Origin of the sequence: Pseudomonas sp. ACN5 (assembly GCF_002303975.1) — a bacterium.
Lineage (GTDB): Bacteria > Pseudomonadota > Gammaproteobacteria > Pseudomonadales > Pseudomonadaceae > Aquipseudomonas > Aquipseudomonas laurylsulfatiphila.
Genome location: NZ_MRCP01000009.1, coordinates 31,339 through 48,568, shown reverse-complemented (window position 1 = coordinate 48,568; position 17,230 = coordinate 31,339). Strand labels below are relative to the sequence as shown.

The window sequence follows — 17,230 nt, the reverse complement described above, 5'->3', positions numbered from 1 at the left end:
GGGGAGCAGTATCAAAGACAATTCTTAACGAAGTCTGAAGGTGACAAAACGATTCTCTTCAGTGGTCTTCTGATTGTCACCTTGCATGACCGGGGCCAGCCCGGGCGTCAACACTGCATCCGTATCCGCCCCGGCAACCGGCAGGCGGGTCGACAGGGGTACGCTCTGGGTGACGTTGGCCATCCGGGTGATTTCCACCTGCACCTTGTCTTTGCCGAGCAGGTAGTCGGCCAGTTTCTGCGAAAACGGCCAGTAGTTCAGGTCGGCCGTCAGGGTCAGCGGCCCGACGGCGTCGGCCGGCACCAGGAAGGAGAACTCCCCGATATCGTAGCCCTTGGGCAGAATGCGGTTGTCCGAGAGAATCTGCGTGGCATTCCAGACCTCGACGTCCAGCGGGTTGCCGTCCTTGTCGCCTATGTGCACTTTGAAGTTTCGCGTGTTGATTTCGGTCTTGCCGTCCTTGATCGAACCCAGTCGGTAGATCTCGCGACCCGTGGCATCCAGCACCCGGAAATCGATCCACATCTCCCGTCCCTCCGGAAAGCCGGTCGGCAGCTTGTGCCCTGCGCCGACATTGGAAACCTTGACGGCGACCGAGGTGTATTGCCCGGCAACGATCGCTGCCGGCAATTGCTCGAAGGTTATTTCCCCCGCGCGCGTGAGCATATTGCGAGCCCGTTGCGCGCCCTCTTCCTGACCGAGATGGTTGAGCATCATCGCGTTGGCCCCACTGAACCAATGCGAGGCGACCGACTCGCGCTCCGGCCCCATGATCGCGGCTTTGCCCTTGAACCCCGGCATGTGGCAGCTCTGGCAGGTGATATCGTTAAGGCTGTAGGTGCTCTCCTGCCATTCGTCATAGGTGCGCTCCACCGCCACGCTGCTGAACGGATGCGTGACGTTGTGGCAGGTGCCGCAAAAGTCCGAGCGGGTGTGCAAAGCCGAGTACACCGTGTCGTGATAAGGCGAAACGGCGTCTTTGCGCGGACCGAACTTGGTCGGTTTACCGTGTGCCCGCGGACTCAAGACATAGGCCCCGTTATCGAGGCCCGTACGGGCACTGATGTTGTGGCAGGTCTCGCAGTCGACCCCGGGCATCGGATGATTCTTCTCACTGTCTTCAATCGAGGAGCGGTTGACTTGCGAAGTGATCTGCCCGGTCGTGAGACCGATCGGGGTATGGCAGCCGGTACAGAAGTTATCGACCTTGCCCTCGGTGGCCGCACTCGCACGCTTGAGCAAGGCCCGATAGATGGGTTCATCCCAGGCCTGGGACATCATCGACGAGCGCCACTGCCTGTAGATCTCCGTATGACAAGCGCCACAGACCTGGGCATTGTCGAAGTCCTTCACATTCAACACCAGGTTACCGGTGGTATTGGCCCGATGCGGAAAGAACGGCATCCCGCCCGTCACACGCATGAGCCTGGAGCGTGCCGGCTCCAGCCACTTGTCATTGCTCTGATTGTCATTGCCCTGATTGTTGCTGCTCTGCGGTTCGTCGGCCGCCACCAGCGTCACCGTCAGCAGGCAGGCCAGGAAGAACAAAAAACGGCGAGCCAGAGGTTTGAGCGCCAGGAACAACGGTATGAACAATGACGCCAGGGAAATGTTCAAGTCGACAATAGCCAGCTTGACCCCTGGCGGTACGTTGAACATTGCCATGTAAGAGCCGGCGCTGATCGTCCAAAGAACAATCAAGGCCGATAGCCCGTGCAGCGCTAACTGTGCACACGTTGGTCTGGTGTGGCTCATGGCATTTCCTCTGGACGGTTCGCAGAGGATGACTGCAGCACTTCTATTGAGTCGCCAAGGGTATTTCGTGATGCAAACCGATGGTTACGTGCAATCACTCAATGGGGGTACTTACAGTTCCACAGCTTGCCGACGCTGAACCTTTCATGAACGGGACACGCTCACTCAGCAATTACCCTGCCATTGCTGTAACAAAATATGAGCGAGGAGCGGAAGGTCCCTGCAAACATTCGTCGAAAGTTGCAATACCGTGCTGATGGAGTTGTGAATACTGCTGGGGAATAGCGCCCCGTTTGTGGGGACGCTCACACCGAAATCGGGGACCACTCACCGTCTTGAATCGATACCCCTTACTCCCTGTCTTTCGTCGTCCGGATGAGATTACCCCGTAACTTGACGATGGCCTTCTGCATTTGCACGAAGTCGTCAGGATCGAGGCCTGTTTGCGGGAAGCCGTCTTCGCGCAGGCCTTCACGCAGTGTTCGCCCCTCTTTTGTGAGATTGATCCGTACCTGGCGTTCGTCTTCCGGGTCGCGCTGGCGCAGCAAATAACCCATCGCTTCGAGCTTCTTCAGGATCGGCGTGAGGGTGTTGGATTCCAGAAACAGCTTTTCGCCAAGGCTGCCGACGGTCTGGTTGTCTTCTTCCCACAGCGCGACCAGGGTGATGTATTGCGTGTAGGTCAGGCCGAGCCGCTCGAGCATTGGCTTGTAGGCCTTGCCGAAGGCCAGGTTGGTGGAATAGACGGCAAAACACAGGAAGTCGGAGAGTTTGAGATCCAGGGCGGATATCTTGGCGGTGTTTTTCATGGACGTTCTCAGGGGCAATCTTGTGAGACTCAAACTATACGTCGTACACGATGGTATCGGAAGTGCGCATAAACACCGACGGCCGGCTCACCGGGAAAATCCCCGTTGAGCCGGCCGTGCAGAGGGTCAGGCCGTCAGGACATTGATGTCGACATCAATGTTGCCGCGTGTGGCCTTGGAGTACGGGCAGATTGCATCGGCGTTGTGGGCCAATTCAGTCGCCACTCCATGATCCAGCCCCGGCACGCGCAACGTCAGTCGAGCCTGGAGGAAGTAAGCCGCGCCGGTCTGGCCCAGATCGACTTCAATGTCGACGGCCGTGTCGGTCGGCAGTGTCACCTTCATTTGTTGGGCAGCCAGCCCCACCGCTGCGATGTAGCAGGCCGACCACGCGCCGGCGAACAGTTGCTCGGCTTTCGGGTGCGGCTGGACGGCGGTCAGCACGTGTGCCGGTGTGTCGTTGCCGGGGGACGACAGCACGATGTCGAGGTTGCCGTTATGACCGCGCGACGTATTGCCTGCGCTGTTCTGGGTGGTGTGGGTTTTGCCGCTGGCCAGCACTTTTTCGATCTTGCTCATGATGATTCCCTCAAGATTACAATCAGTTAAGTTCGTATGCGCTTGCATCGTATGCAATATCAACGATGCGTCCGCACGTCACGCCGTGATCACGTTCAGGGCAACATCGATATTGCCGCGTGTCGCTTTGGAGTAAGGGCAGATGGAGTCGGCGATGTGCGCCAGTTCGGTCGCGACATCCTGTGCCAGCCCGGGCACGCGTAGGGTCAATCGGGCCTGAAGGAAGTAGGCCGGACCAGTCTGGCCCAGGTCCACTTCAATGTCGACGGCCATGTCCGCCGGCAATACGATATTGCGTTCCTGGGCCACCAGCCCCACTGCTGCGGTGTAGCAGGCCGACCAGGCTCCGGCGAACAGTTGCTCGGCTTTCGGATGCGGCTGTGTGGCGGCAAAGACGTGGGCTGGCTGGGTGGAACCCGGTGACGACAGGACGATATCGAGGTTACCGTTGTGACCGCCGACATTGCTGCGGGTGGTGTGGGTTTTGCCGGTTGCCAGTACTTTTTCGATTTTGCTCATGGGGATTTCCTCAGGGCTTAAAGTTTGTACGATAATATCGCATGCGATGCATATGGCATTCAAAAAGACAACGTTCGTCAATTGGCGTGCGCAACGATCCAGTTGTTGCCGTTATGGCCATGGGAAGCTTGAACGGTAGCGATCAACAGAGTGCGGCGGCTTCCGGTGTTCATGGCTGAATCTCCAAACGGCAAGGGTTGTTTTGTTTGTTATCGCATTCGACTTGATCGCATGCGATGAGATAATACTCATCCAAAGCCCCAATGATGTCAAAGTTTATTTTATGCCTTGGCGATGAACGGCAGGTTCGCGACCGAGCGTGCTGCCCTCCCCCTCGCCGAATCAAGGGATGAGTGGACAACGTTCGGCCATGGACAAGGAACACAGATAGCGAAATATCTGTAGGAGCGAGCTTGCTCGCGAAGCACCGCGGGGTGTCAGGCTCCCCGCATCATCGTTGACCTCCATCGCGAGCAAGCTCGCTCCTACAGTTATCGGTGTTCCCCGGAACTGCGTGAACACCCAATAAAAACCCCCTCACTGGGAGGGGGTCTGGTGTTTGCAGGGTTCTAACGGTTTAACCCGTCTTCACCTGGACTTTCGTCAGTTCATCGCGCAGGAATTCCGGCGAACAGCCAGGTAGTTTCCTCAGCTGGTGTTGCCGCGTTGCGATTGCGCGCCCACTGGGTCAGTGCCACCATCGTCGCAAAGCCGAGCACGATCAATACCGGATAGGCCATCAGCAATTCAGTCAGCGAGTATTTCCAGGCCAGCGGTCGACCGACACCGAGCATCGCGGCATACAGCCAGGAAACGCCCGACAGTGCACCAGAGAACAGGGCAAACATTCGCACATTGATAGGCAGATCAAGCAAGGAACCGGCCTTGAGCATGGCGGGCAATACATAGCGGTGCAACAGCATGCCGTTGAATGTCAGCAACAAGACAATAATGACTTTGGCTTGAAGTTTCGGGTTGGCAAAATAGGTCATCCCTTTATCAAGGTAATCAATGCCTATAATCGCCGCACCGGTGATCCACAAGAATAGCAACGCATTGGAAACAGACTTCTGAAGACTGGCCATATGATCATTATCGTGCCCGGACGATACACGGCCTTTCAATAAATCCTTGACCATTGCGACATCGCTGGCAAACACCAGGCCAATGGCTACGCAGCATGCCAACAGGTGTACGTAAACAACTCCTAAACGCATAAACTCCATGGATTCTTTCTGGCCGAGCAGGCCGATCATTGTATTAATATCCACGCTTACATCTCCACTTATTGCGGCAGTGTGAATTGACCATGCCCCAGGCACGCGAATTAATATTCCACGCCTGCACAATCAAAGTTCACATTGATTGAAGCAACTAAAATAATTTGTGTATTACAAGAGAGAGCGACTCGCCCCGCGAGTCAGTGATGACGGCATACTATCACTCCAGGTCTCAGGTAAAAAAAATCCCCATGTGCATTCCATTCAATGCAGATGAGGTATACGTCCATTTTACTAGGGAGTGCAGTGCGAAGCTCAAGGGATCCGCCTGCTGGAAGATCAGAGCCCAGAATACCCCAATTGTTCATTTTTCGAACAAAAACCACGACAAACGGTACTGTCGACGCCCCCTCAAAAGGCCGGTTTCATTGGCTGAAACCACCGTTGCAAAGCGGCTGAATCGTTTCACTTTCCGTACCGGAAAAAAAAGCGGATTTCGCGCGGAACTCACACCGTTTGCCCCTGCAAACTGCGAAATTTGGCTCCCACGCAACCGCGCCATTCAATGCTGGCAATACAGCATCCCGGAACGGAACTGCTACGCTTCAACAACGGCTTCGACTCTTTGCGAAACACCAGTGCAGGTCACCCTGAAGGCTGATGGAACAGTCGCATTAGCAGATCCTGTGCCCGAGGGAGTCAGCCTTCGTTGAGCAAAGGAGTGGGCATGCCCCCCCGCAAAAGCAAGGCTGCCGATGGCCTGGCAAAACAATCGGACGACAGCGCAGACGAGTCAGTCTTTCTCTCGCGCAAGGAGCGCCTGTTCGCAGGCGAGCAAATACGCGAACGCTTGCCCCATTCGGTTCACGGCGAATGGAAACCGCCGGGCAAACACCGCGACCCTATCGAACGCCTCGAAGAGTCCAACCGCTATCGACTGCCAAACCTGGTGCCGCTGCGCTACGGCCGGATGCTGCGCAGCCCGTTCACCTTTTTACGCGGTTCTGCGGGTTTGATGGCCCATGACCTGGCCACTACTCCAACCACAGGCATTGAGGTGCAAGCCTGCGGGGACTGTCACCTGATGAACTTCGGATTGTTCGCGACACCTGAGCGCAATCTGATTTTTGATATCAACGATTTCGACGAAACACTCCCTGCCCCCTGGGAATGGGACGTCAAACGCCTGGCAATCAGTTTTGTCGTGGCGGCACGCGATAACCGGCTCACCGATAAAGAGGCACGGGGCATTGCCGTCAAATGCGTTTGTGCTTACCGCGAGGGCCTGCGCAAATTCTCGAAAATGGGCCCGCTGGAGGTCTGGTATGACCGTCTGGATGCCCAAGCGATCATCGACATGGCGCCCAATGCCCAGATCAGGAAAATTCGCGAGCAAGTGGTGGCAAAGGCGAAGATGCGTCTGGGGGATTACCTCTACCCCAAGATCAGCAGCGAAGTCGGCGGTCGACGGCGACTGATCGATCAACCGCCCTTGCTTTTTCATGTGTACGAAAAGGACTTCAAGCAGCGAGTGCGTATCGCACTGCAGGAATATCGTTTGTCGCTGCCCCATGAACGACGTGTGCTCTTCGATCGGTACCGCCTCGAAGACGTTGCCGTCAAGGCTGTCGGCATTGGCAGCGTGGGTACCTACTGTTTCGTCGGCCTGTTCTTTTCTGCGGAAAACAACCCCTTGCTCCTGCAGTTCAAGGAAGCCTGCCCCTCGGTATTGGCGCCTTTTGCAGGCGACAGCGAATTCGAGAACCAGGGGCAGCGTGTGGTCACGGGGCAGCGGCTGATGCAGTCCTCCAGCGACATCTTTCTGGGCTGGACACGCGGACAAAATGGCCGGCATTTCTTTGTACGCCAGTTGCGCGACATGAAAATGTCAGCCCCCATCGAAGGCGTTTGCGCCGCAAGAATGAAGATGTACGCCGAGTGGTGCGGGCAAACCCTGGCCCGTGCCCATGCCAAATCCGGAGATGCCGCGCTCATCAGTGGCTACCTGGGCAAGACGGACTCCTTCGACCAGGCCATCGGCAAATTCTCCATTGCCTATGCCAATCAAAATGCGAAAGACCATGCCGCACTGCTGGCAGCAGAAAAGTCAGGGCGGATCCAGGCACTCAGGGAAGAAGAGTGATGAGGCCGATCCATCGCTCATGGGTCAATCAAAGTCAGTCATCAGGCACGGAAGCCTCAAGGGCCCCCGTGCCTGGTCAGTGGATGGGGCATACCGCAGATCAGCGCCCTTCCAGTTTTTTCACGACGTCGTCTGTGGTCATCACGCCGTTGGCGATGTAGCGGAAATTGACCAGCGCGCTACCGTACCCGTCGCCGTCAGGCAGCTTCGGGCCGGCGATGGCATCACGTACCACAACCACCTCGAAACCGCGCTCCAGAAACTCGCGAAGGTGCGATTCGACGCACAGGTTGGATGCCATGCCGGCCAGGATGATCTTGTCGATCCGCTGCTTGCGCAACTGCAGCATCAGGTCGTTGCTTTGCGGGCCATACAACTTGTGCGGTGAGGCGACGATAGTCTTGCCGTCTTCGATGAAAGGTTTGAACTCCTTCATGAAGTCGGCACCCGAATTGCGGAATCCATCCAGCGTCAGGGCGCCCTTGCGATCGAAGAGCCCCAGTTTGTGCTGCACGGTCTCCGCCGGCGCCTCGAACTCCCATTCATGATCGTGGGGATAGTAGTAGTGCGGCGAGATGGCTACCGTCGCTGCGGCCTGCTTGAACGCCGCGAAAAGCCGGCTCAGGTTCGGCACGAGGTTTTGCTCGGTAACGCTCTGTCCGAAGACCGACCAGCCCGCCCCCTCCGGGCTCATGAAGTCGATCTGCGGGTCGATAACGACCAGCGCGGTTCGACTGGAATCCCATTCGAAGGTGGAGGCCGGGAGCGCGGGTTTGGCCGGATCGGCGTAAGGGTTCTCTGCGGCGAAGCCAACGCCGGGCGCTATCAGGAAAGCCGACAGCAACGTGGCGCAGGAGATCATTCTCGCGGCTTGAATTGTGTTGAAGGTCATTTGCACGTCCTCAATGTGGGGGGGTGCATGTACGGTACGGCGAGAAGGCATCAGCAAATGGACATTAATCCCTGGATTTCGGCCGACAGGCGCAGCCATCTCGCGTGAGGTTTACGGGCTTGATGCGCGCCCCTGACCTTGCAGACGGCAAGCGCGTACCATGGCTCCCCTCCCATGCAGACTTTGGGCGCTCCGTTCATGCAACGTCACATCTGTTTCCTGGTCTACCCGGGGTTCGTACTGCTGGATTTGAGCGGCCCGCTCGAAGCCTTCTCCAACGCCAGCCGTGCGCGCCCCTCGGGCTATCGATTCACGGTCGCGTCCCTTGAAGGCGGATTGATCGAAGCTTCGAGCGGCGTGCAAGTCGCGACGCAAGCCCTGCAGGTTGTCGACCCGCTCGACACGCTCATCATCGTCGGCGCACCCACCGCCCCGATCGATGACAGGATGATGCCGATGGCAGCGGCGATACGGCAGATGTCCCCGCGCGCGCGCCGCACTGCCAGCGTCTGCACGGGCGCCTTCCTGCTGGCCGAGAGCGGCCTGCTCGACGGTCGTGTCGCGACCACGCACTGGAACTACGCGCCGCAATTGCAGGCACGCTATCCGGCGCTGCGCGTGGACGGTGATCGAATCTGGACCGAAGACGGCAATGTCTGGACGTCCGCCGGCATGTCGGCCGGCATCGACATGGCCCTGGCGATGATCGAGCAGGACCTGGGCAAGGAAGTGTCACGCGCTGTCGCACGCATGCTGGTGGTTTACTACCGGCGACCGGGTGGTCAGTACCAGTTCTCTTCGCTGCTGGATTTCGACCCGGGCTCGGACCGGATCCGCACGGTGCTGAGCTACGTGCGCGATCATCTGCGTGATGATCTGTCGGTTGAACGCCTGGCAGACGTTGCCCATATGAGCGTGCGCCAGTTTGGCCGCGTGTTCGCGGCATCAGTCGGTGTGACGCCGGCGAAAGCTATCGAGCGCCTGCGAATCGAGTCGGCACGGCCGCTGGTCGAAGACGGGCACCAGACGTTCGAGGAGATCGCCAGGTGCTTCGGATTCGGCGATGCCGATCACATGCTGCGCAGTTTCGTGCGAGTCGTCGGACGCACGCCGCAGGAACTGCGGCGCAGCGCCCGTCTGGCCAAAGGGGCCGGGAACAAGGGCGATCCATTGCCCGCGTAAGCGCAGACGCGTACCTTGCGCAACAGAATCAGGCCAGCAACTGGTCGATCCACCGGACCTGGCGCGCGATGTCCTGCACCTTTTCCTCAGGCACGGCCCGCTGCGCCCCGGCAAATTGGCTCAGGGTCTTCTGCTTCTGGCGCAGCTTGCGCTGCCACTTGACCAGGAACGCCGGACTGCGGGCCTGCATCTGCAACGGACCGAAGTACAACTCTTGAGCGGTATAGATCACCGGCCCGGCGCGCTCGGCGACGATGATTTCGTAGTCGAAACGATTTTCCCGCAGCACTTCCTCGCAGAGGATGCGATAGCCATTTTCCATCAGCCACAGGCGCAGTGGCTGCTCGCCGCCGTTGGGTTGCAGGATCAGGCGCTCGTGCCCGCTCAGGTACGCCTTGCCGCTGTCGAGGATGTCGCGGATCGTTTCGCCGCCCATGCCGCAGAGGCTGATCGCCGTGATCCCGTCTCCCGGCAAGATTGCCGCCAGGCCGTTGGCCAGGCGCACGCTGATCCGTTGCTCCAGATCGTTCTCGTGCACGGTGCGTTCGGCCGCGCGGAACGGCGTCAACGCCACCTCCCCGGCCACCGCCGCCGTGATGGCGCCACGGCGCATCAATGCCACCGGCAGGTAGCCGTGATCCGAGCCGATATCGGCCAGGCGCGCACCGGCCGGCACATGCGCCGCCACGCGTTCCAGGCGCATGGACAATGTCTGTTCGTTCAACTGCGGCCCCTTCTCACCACGAACGTCCGGCGCCTTTGGCCGGATCGGGGCGCGATTGTGTCGGGCAATGCCGTGCATTTCAAATTTATGCGACCAGGTTACAGCTCCCCTTCACGCGATCACGCCCGCATACACCGATCTGTCGACGTTTCCACCGGACAGGATGACCCCCACCCTTTTTCCCGACATGGCCTCACGCTCGGCCATGAGCGCCGCCAGCGCCGCCGCACCGGCCCCTTCCGCCAGGTTGTGGGTATCGGTGTAATACACGCGCATGGCCTCGGCTATCTGCGCGTCACTGACTGCAACGATTCGCGTCGCACCTGCCGCATAGACGGCAAAGGCTTCAGGCACCGGCTTGCGTACGGCCAGGCCGTCGGCGAAGGTGGTCGCCGAGGCCGTTTCGCACAGGGCTCCGGTGTCGAACGATAACTGTGCGGCCGCCGCCTCTGTGGAAACCACGCCCACCACCCGGGTGCCCAGGCCCAGTGCATCGCGAGCGGCGATCACGCCACAAATCCCCGATCCACAGCCAATCGGTACATAGACGGTATCCAGATCCGGCGCGGCGTTGAACAGCTCCAGCGCATAGGTGGCCACCCCCTTGACCAGTTCGGTGTGAAACGGCGGCACCAGGAACAGGTCGTGCTCCTGCGCAAGCCGTGCCGCCTCTTCACGGGCCTCATCGAAATCGCGCCCATACTCGACCACTTCAGCGCCAAAGCCGCGCATGGCGTTGTTCTTTTCCACCGAGTTGCCTTGCGGCACGACGATCAGCGCCCGCAAACCCAGTGCGCCAGCCGCCAGTGCAAGGCTCTGGCCATGGTTGCCGCGGGTCGCACTGACAATGCCCTTCACGCCCGGATGCTCGCGTTTGAGCCAGTGCATGAACGTGATGCCGCCGCGCACTTTGAAAGCACCGGTAGGCGTGTGATTTTCGTGCTTGACCCACACCGTGCAACCCAACCGCCTGGCCAGCAAGGGCCAAGGGTACTGGGCGGTGGCGGGCATGACCTGGTAAACGTGGCGTGCGGCCTGTTCGATGTCGTCGCGAGTCAGTGTGTGCATGAGTTGTCTCCCCCGGGATTTTGCCCAGTCTGAACAGCGGCGCAGTACGCAGGCTTTCAAAAAACCGACCTGACTTTTGTGCCCTCTCTTCACTACTATGGTGCTCATGAGCCATCGAAACCGTCTGCATCCACCCCTGCTGTCCGAACCGGTCCGCCGTATCGAGGCCGGCCCCTGGGCTATCGAATTGCTCCCCGGCTGCGCCTACGCGACCCGATACGTAGCGACCCAGGCAGGCATCGGCTTTGCCTTCGACAGCCAGCGAGGCCTGCACGCGATCGGCAGCGACCGGGTACAACCCTTCGATGCCCTGCCCAACGGCCTGGCGTTCGTTCCGGCGGGGTGTGACGTGTTGTCCGAATCGCCCAAGGGCGGTGAATACCTGCGGGTGATACGCACCGACGGTATGGCGTTGCAGGGCCATCGCGCCTTCAACAATCGCATCGACCGGCAAGCCACGGCCCTCGCATGGCGAATGCGCGCAGCGCTGTTGCACGCTTGCGTGGAGGACGATTGGGAGGCCTGGGCACTGGCATTGTCCGAGCGGGCGACGGCCAGCGAAGGCGTATCGACACCGCCCCATGGCTCTATAACCGGCAGCCGGATGCGCTTGCTCGATGAATTCATTGACGCGGGCCTCGATGGTCCGTTGAGCGTACCGGCGATGGCGGGCCTGCTTGGCTTGTCCGAAGGCTATTTCATGCGGGCCTTCAAAAACGCCACCGGCAAAAGCCCCCACGCTTACCTGATCGACCGACGCCTGGCCAGGGCCCGCGCCTTGATGCGCGACTCGACCGCCACCCTGGCTGAAATCGCCTACGCCTGCGGTTTCAATTCCCAGGCGCACATGGCGACCACCTTCAGGCAACGCCTCGGCGTGAGTCCGGTGCAATTGCGTCAAAAATGAAACGACAGGAAAATCAACGGTTGCGTGCGGGCAGCATGCCCTTGAGCACATCATCCTTTTCAACGAAGTGATGCTTGAGCGCAACCAGCAGATGGCCACCTACCAGGGCGCCACACAACCACGCCATGTAGGTGTGAACCGACTTTGCCAGATCGTACAGGCTCTGATCGGGGTCAACGATTGGCGGGAGCACGAACAGCGCCGCCACCATGACGGGTTTGTCGGCGACCGAGCTCCAGTACCAGCCGGACAACGGCAGCCCGATCAAGGCCACGGCGTACAGCAGCACATGCCCGACCAGCGCACCACGCTTCATCGTCGGGCTCATCGAATCCGGCAGCGCCGGTGCCGGGTGACTCAATCGCCAGGCGATACGCACGACGATGAGAAACAGCAGCGTGCTGGCCATCGCCTTGTGCACGTAGGTGAGTTCATGGTGGGCATTGAGTTCGTCGCGCCAATGCGTCGCCACAATTCCGATGACCCAGGCACCCAACCAGATCAGGGCCATGCCCCAATGCAGCCACTTGGCTACACCGGTATAACTTCCTCCCTTCGCCATCAAGCTGCCCTTCCCGTCACTTTTGAAGGCGGATTATCGCGACATGGCGTTATCGGAAAAAACAGTGAAATCCTGCTTAAACATATCGAAATGATCGATATCTCTCGTGTTTAGCCTTCGATCGGACAGGCCGAAATCGCCCCCTGTGGCCGGTGGTCGTTGCATGTCGATTGTCGCCGGCGTTTGGCTAAGCTTATTGAATCAGGGCGACCTGAAACCCCGGGACTGCGGACATCAACGGAACTGTATTGGCATCAAGACGGTACGCTCAAAGGAGACGACCATGTATGCGGTGATAAGAACCTACCTGGGTACTGGAGCCAAGCAGCTATTCGAGCTTCTGGAAGAGCGCAGCGTCGACATCGAAGCGACCTTGCGGACAGTACCTGGCCTCGTTAGCTACACACTGCTCAACACCGGTGATGGTGGTACTTCGATCACTGTTTGCATGGACAAGGCCGGCAGTGATGCGAGCCTGAAAGTTGCGCGTGAGTGGATTCAGAAAAACACTTCGCATATCCACGCGAACCCGCCGATCGTGACGGAAGGTCCGGTCATAGTGCAGATCAACTAGCGACCGGTCCACAGGGAGGCGAGTGCTATACTTTTTTTCAGATTGCATGAAGTGTGCAACCCAGGTTGACCGCTGCCGGACAAAGGAGGTCTACAGCAAACGCGAGTCGGGAGGTGTGGCATGAATCGGCACTATTACATCAGTGACAATCTCAACGATCTGGAAAACGTTGAATATGAACTGGAAGCCAGCGGCATCAATTCCGAACAGATTCATGTGCTCAGTGAAAACGTTGCCGATGTCGAACAACATCACCTGCACGAGGTCAACTCGTTAATGGAACAGGATGCTGTTCACTCGGGTGAGATTGGCGCGGTGATCGGTTTGCCACTGGCGGCACTGGTTCTGGGTGGCGCCTATTGGATGGGCTGGACCGAATCCGCCGCAGGCTGGATGCCCTTTATCTTCCTTTCCATTGTCATTTTGGGCTTCTGTATCTGGGAAGGCGGTTTTTTCGGGTTCCAGGTGCCGAACACTCACTTCCGCAATTTCAAGCAGGTAGTCAGCGAGGGCAAACATATCTTCTTCGTCGATGTCGAGCCGAACCAGGAATCGATACTGGATCAGGTCATCAAACAACATCCAAAGCTGACGATCGCCGGTACTGGAGCGGCAGCTCCCCATTGGACAGTGGCCTGGCAGCACAAATGGCATCAGTTCAAGCGAGTGATATCGGGTTAGCGCCTGGAGACTCAAGGCCATCCGAAAACTGCTTACTGACCAAAGAAAATGACCCGGCTGAGGAAAATGTAGTCAGCCTCGGTGGCCATTAGCCCGACGAGCACCAGCAAACACAAAGGTGGTACCAATATGGCGTAGACCATCGCCAGCCGCTCCCAGGCCATATGCATGAAGATGGAGACAATCAAACCTGCCTTCAACAGCATGAAAATGATGATCAGGGACCACCGAAGGTAGCCATGGAAGTGGAAATAGTCGACCAGGTACGACAGCGTGCTGAGGACGAATAACAGCCCCCAGATTTTAAGGTACAGACTGATTGGATGTTGCTGACCCTGAGCATGCTCCATCACCCGTGCTCCTCTACCATAAATAGAAGAAAGCAAAAATAAACACCCACACCAAATCCACGAAGTGCCAGTAAAGCCCGGCTATCTCGACATTCTGATAGTTTCCGGAGCGTTCATAATCCCCGCGCAAAACCTTCAGCGCCACAATGCTGAGGTAGAGGGCGCCGATCGACACATGCAGCCCGTGAAAACCGGTAATCATGAAGAAGCTGGCACCAAATTGCGCCGCCCCCATGGGGTTCCCCCAGGGACGCACCCCTTCTGCGATGAGCTTGCTCCATTCAAATGCCTGCATGCCGACGAAGGTCACACCCAAGGCAGCGGTCGCCAGCATCAGGGCCGTCGTTTTCATACGATCACGGCGATAGGCGAAATTGACGGCCATGGCCATGGTGCCGCTGCTACTGATCAGCACAAAGGTCATGATGGCGATCAGAATAAGCGGGATTTCCCTTCCTGCGATCGTCAAGGCAAACACTTCACTCGGGTTCGGCCAGGCCGTAGTGATGGTCATGCGTACTGACATGTAGCCGGTTAAAAAACAGGTGAAAATAAACGTATCGCTGAGCAGGAATATCCACATCATCGCCTTGCCCCAGGGCACCTGCTTGAAGGCGTCTTTGTCCGAGGACCAGTCGCTGGCGATGCCTTGCCATCCCGGCGCAGGTGGCGAGCCTGCTGGATTGGATGAACGGGTCTCGGCTTGGACCTGGGCGTGGACTTGGGCTTGGGCTTGGGCTTGCGGGGGCGATGCCATGGCTGTTCACCTCAGGCCGCAGAATCTGGCGATGGCTTCATAGGTTTGCGGCGAGCTGGCCAGCAGAGCGAACAGCACGAACCAGAGACCCAGCAAGTAATGCCAATAGATGGCACAGAGCTCTACGCTGGCGCTCAATTGCGCCAATGGCACATGACGCGCAAATCTGGCGACAATCCAGCACCAGGCGATCAGTCCGCCCAGCAGGTGGAGCCCATGCAGGCCGGTCAACAGGTAGAAGAAACTGTTGGCCGGATTGCTGGCGACAAAGTAGCCCCAGGCGACAAACTGCTGCCAGACCCAGAGTTGCCCCGCCAGAAAGGCAATTGCAAAGACGCCCCCCAGTGCAAAACCCATCACGGTTGCGACCGGTCGAGCCTTTCGGGCAGCCATGCGCGACCACTGCAGTGCGATGCAACTCAATAGCAGAAAAGCCGAATTCAGCCATAGCGGCCGCAGATTGCCTAAGGGTGCCAAAGGCTCTGTCAGGGGTAGCCAGTCGACCATTTGCGAACGGGCGACAAAGGCGATCAGGAAGAGGAAGAATAACGAACTCACCACCACCAGAAACAAGCGCAAGCCCACTCTTGCGATTTGACTTCTATTGGCGCCCTCGGTGGCCTGAACACCCTCAGGGTCGCGATTCCAACTGCCGCCGGGGTCAGCGCCGTCGACGTTTCTCAATAGCAGCCTGTTCATGTCTTGGCGTCCGCTATTTTAGTCCCGGCACCGAGTTGCCGCATCTGCTCCAGCTCCTCGGCGGAGACCGTTTGCGGCACGAAATCCTGTTCTATCCCCGGTACGCTGTAGTCATAGGCCCAGCGATGCACGACCGGCAATTTCTCTCCCCAGTTACCGTGTTTCGGCGGGGTGTGCAGCGTTTGCCATTCCAGGCTGGCCCCGCCCCAGGGATTACTGCCTGCGGGCTTGCCCTTGAATGCGCTCCAGGCCATGTTGAACACGAACAGCAACTGGGAAACCCCGACGGCCAATGCGACCACTGTAATGAAGGCATTCAGCTCTTGCGCCGACTGCGGGATGAACGCGTAGTTTTCATAGGCGTAGTAGCGACGTGGCATGCCCTGGAAACCCAGGTAGTGCATGGGGAAGAAGATGGCGTAGGTGCCCAGGAAGGTAATCCAGAAATGCAGCTTGCCCAGGGTGTCGTTGTACATGCGCCCGGTGACTTTCGGGAACCAGTGATAAATACCGCCGAACACCACCAGTACCGGTGCGACCCCCATGACCATATGAAAATGGGCGACGACGAAATAGGTGTCCGAGAGCGGAATATCCACGATCACATTGCCCAGAAACAACCCGGTCAGACCGCCGACCAGGAAGGTGACGATAAAGGCCAGGGCAAACAGCATCGGCACGGTCAGATGGATGTCGCCGCGCCATAGGGTCAGTACCCAGTTATAGACTTTCAGCGCGGTCGGCACCGCGATGATCAAGGTGCTGACGGCGAAAAAAAAGCCAAAGTACGGGTTCATTCCGCTGACATACATATGGTGCGCCCAGACCACAAAACTCAGTACCCCGATCGCAACAATGGCCCACACCATCATTCGGTAGCCGAAGATGTTTTTACGCGCATGGGTGCTGATCAGGTCGGAGACCAGGCCAAAGGCAGGGAGAGCAACGATGTAGACTTCCGGGTGGCCAAAAAACCAGAACAAGTGCTGGAACAATATCGGGCTGCCACCCTGGTGATCCAGTTGCTGCCCCAGCGAGACCATCGCCGGCATGAAAAAGCTGGTGCCCAACAGCTTGTCGAACAACATCATGACCGCGCTGACGAACAACGCCGGGAAGGCCAGCAAGGCCATAATCGAGGCCATGAAGATGCCCCATACCGAAAGCGGCATGCGAAACAATGTCATGCCGTGCGTGCGCGCCTGCAACACCGTGGTGACGTAGTTCAACCCGCCCATGGTGGCGGCGACAATGAAAATCGCCAGTGAGACGAGCATCAGGACAATGCCCCACTCGACGCCCGGTGTCCCCTGGGCGATGGACTGTGGCGGATAGAGCGTCCAGCCGGCACCCGTGGGGCCGCCCGGGACGAAAAAGCTGCTGAGCAAGACCACTACCGCCAGCAGGTAAAACCAGAAGCTGAGCATGTTGACATAGGGGAAGACCATGTCGCGGGCGCCCACCATCAGCGGGATCAGATAGTTGCCAAAGCCCCCCAGAAACAAGGCCGTCAGCAAGTAGATGACCATGATCATGCCGTGCATGGTCATCGCCTGATAGTAAGTACTGGCATCCATGAACGCCAAACTGCCGGGGAAGCCTATCTGCATGCGCATCAAGCCGGACAGCACCAGGGCGACAAGCCCCACGAACAGAGCCGTCAAGGAATATTGAATGGCTATGACCTTGTGGTCCTGACTCCAGATATATTTGGTCAGGAAGCTTTTGGGCTCGTGCAGTGCTTCTGTTTCGGCTTGCTCCGCATAGGCCATCACGTCATCCTCGTTCCGAAGTTTCAGTGTGCTTCTG

Annotated in this window: 19 protein-coding genes; 6 read left to right on the top strand and 13 right to left on the bottom strand. The window is 58.4% G+C overall.

The window, feature by feature from the left end:
* Positions 1-24: 24 nt before the first annotated feature.
* The 5 genes from BSF40_RS17675 to BSF40_RS17655 form a co-directional block, all read right to left on the bottom strand.
* Positions 25-1,755, bottom strand: coding sequence for a multiheme c-type cytochrome (locus BSF40_RS17675; RefSeq protein ID WP_095966039.1), 1,731 nt, complete (start codon positions 1,753-1,755; stop codon positions 25-27).
* Between the two features lie 350 nt (positions 1,756-2,105).
* Complete coding sequence (locus BSF40_RS17670) at positions 2,106-2,564, bottom strand: MarR family winged helix-turn-helix transcriptional regulator (RefSeq protein ID WP_095966038.1); 459 nt, start codon at positions 2,562-2,564, stop codon at positions 2,106-2,108.
* Positions 2,565-2,690: 126 nt separating this feature from the next.
* Entirely contained in the window at positions 2,691-3,143 is a 453-nt protein-coding gene (locus BSF40_RS17665; protein WP_095966037.1) for an Ohr family peroxiredoxin, read from the bottom strand.
* Positions 3,144-3,221: 78 nt separating this feature from the next.
* Complete coding sequence (locus BSF40_RS17660; protein ID WP_095966036.1) at positions 3,222-3,662, bottom strand: Ohr family peroxiredoxin; 441 nt, start codon at positions 3,660-3,662, stop codon at positions 3,222-3,224.
* Between the two features lie 608 nt (positions 3,663-4,270).
* A complete protein-coding gene (locus BSF40_RS17655) occupies positions 4,271-4,918 on the bottom strand; it encodes a hypothetical protein (protein ID WP_095966035.1) in 648 nt (215 codons plus the stop codon).
* A gap of 392 nt (positions 4,919-5,310) precedes the next feature.
* Here BSF40_RS17655 and BSF40_RS32010 point away from each other — a divergent pair, with 392 nt between their 5' ends.
* Together BSF40_RS32010 and BSF40_RS17650 are read left to right on the top strand one after the other, a co-directional pair.
* Entirely contained in the window at positions 5,311-5,595 is a 285-nt protein-coding gene (locus tag BSF40_RS32010) for a hypothetical protein (RefSeq protein WP_141249753.1), read from the top strand.
* Between the two features lie 14 nt (positions 5,596-5,609).
* Positions 5,610-7,025: a DUF2252 domain-containing protein gene (locus tag BSF40_RS17650; protein ID WP_207258407.1), complete on the top strand. Its 1,416-nt coding sequence runs from the start codon at positions 5,610-5,612 to the stop codon at positions 7,023-7,025.
* Positions 7,026-7,125: 100 nt separating this feature from the next.
* Here BSF40_RS17650 and BSF40_RS17645 read toward each other — a convergent pair whose 3' ends face one another.
* Positions 7,126-7,917, bottom strand: a complete 792-nt coding sequence (locus tag BSF40_RS17645) for a cysteine hydrolase (protein WP_172435722.1) — start codon at positions 7,915-7,917, stop codon at positions 7,126-7,128.
* Positions 7,918-8,115: 198 nt separating this feature from the next.
* On the opposite strand from BSF40_RS17645, the gene BSF40_RS17640 reads away from it, so the two are divergent.
* The gene (locus tag BSF40_RS17640) at positions 8,116-9,099 is read left to right on the top strand and encodes a GlxA family transcriptional regulator (RefSeq protein ID WP_095966210.1); all 984 of its coding nucleotides are present in this window, start codon (positions 8,116-8,118) and stop codon (positions 9,097-9,099) included.
* Between the two features lie 28 nt (positions 9,100-9,127).
* Here BSF40_RS17640 and BSF40_RS17635 read toward each other — a convergent pair whose 3' ends face one another.
* Positions 9,128-9,823, bottom strand: a complete 696-nt coding sequence (locus tag BSF40_RS17635; protein WP_305887521.1) for a tRNA (adenine(22)-N(1))-methyltransferase TrmK — start codon at positions 9,821-9,823, stop codon at positions 9,128-9,130.
* Positions 9,824-9,934: 111 nt separating this feature from the next.
* Entirely contained in the window at positions 9,935-10,891 is a 957-nt protein-coding gene (locus BSF40_RS17630; protein ID WP_095966033.1) for a threonine dehydratase, read from the bottom strand.
* A gap of 97 nt (positions 10,892-10,988) precedes the next feature.
* Here BSF40_RS17630 and BSF40_RS17625 point away from each other — a divergent pair, with 97 nt between their 5' ends.
* Positions 10,989-11,798 (top strand): AraC family transcriptional regulator, encoded by an 810-nt coding sequence (locus tag BSF40_RS17625; protein WP_095966032.1) that lies wholly within the window; start codon positions 10,989-10,991, stop codon positions 11,796-11,798.
* A 13-nt stretch (positions 11,799-11,811) separates the two neighbouring features.
* Here the strand turns inward: BSF40_RS17625 and BSF40_RS17620 are convergent, their stop codons facing one another.
* Positions 11,812-12,360, bottom strand: coding sequence for a cytochrome b (locus BSF40_RS17620; RefSeq protein ID WP_095966031.1), 549 nt, complete (start codon positions 12,358-12,360; stop codon positions 11,812-11,814).
* 283 nt (positions 12,361-12,643) lie between these two features.
* Between BSF40_RS17620 and BSF40_RS17615 the strand changes: the two genes are divergently transcribed.
* The gene (locus BSF40_RS17615; RefSeq protein ID WP_095966030.1) at positions 12,644-12,934 is read left to right on the top strand and encodes a hypothetical protein; all 291 of its coding nucleotides are present in this window, start codon (positions 12,644-12,646) and stop codon (positions 12,932-12,934) included.
* 120 nt (positions 12,935-13,054) lie between these two features.
* Positions 13,055-13,615 (top strand): hypothetical protein, encoded by a 561-nt coding sequence (locus tag BSF40_RS17610; protein ID WP_095966029.1) that lies wholly within the window; start codon positions 13,055-13,057, stop codon positions 13,613-13,615.
* A 32-nt stretch (positions 13,616-13,647) separates the two neighbouring features.
* On the opposite strand, the gene BSF40_RS17605 is transcribed toward BSF40_RS17610, so the two are convergent.
* The 4 genes from BSF40_RS17605 to ctaD are packed head-to-tail and all read right to left on the bottom strand — an operon-like array spanning position 13,648 to position 17,193.
* Entirely contained in the window at positions 13,648-13,965 is a 318-nt protein-coding gene (locus tag BSF40_RS17605) for a cytochrome C oxidase subunit IV family protein (RefSeq protein WP_095966028.1), read from the bottom strand.
* Between the two features lie 13 nt (positions 13,966-13,978).
* Positions 13,979-14,722 carry a heme-copper oxidase subunit III family protein gene (locus BSF40_RS17600; RefSeq protein WP_095966027.1) on the bottom strand — a complete coding sequence of 248 codons (744 nt, stop codon included), beginning with the start codon at positions 14,720-14,722 and terminating at the stop codon, positions 13,979-13,981.
* Between the two features lie 6 nt (positions 14,723-14,728).
* Positions 14,729-15,421 carry a cytochrome c oxidase subunit 3 gene (locus tag BSF40_RS17595; RefSeq protein WP_095966026.1) on the bottom strand — a complete coding sequence of 231 codons (693 nt, stop codon included), beginning with the start codon at positions 15,419-15,421 and terminating at the stop codon, positions 14,729-14,731.
* Positions 15,418-17,193, bottom strand: a complete 1,776-nt coding sequence (gene ctaD, locus BSF40_RS17590) for a cytochrome c oxidase subunit I (protein WP_095966025.1) — start codon at positions 17,191-17,193, stop codon at positions 15,418-15,420. The genes BSF40_RS17595 and ctaD overlap by 4 nt, the downstream gene beginning before the upstream one ends.
* Positions 17,194-17,230: the final 37 nt, after the last annotated feature.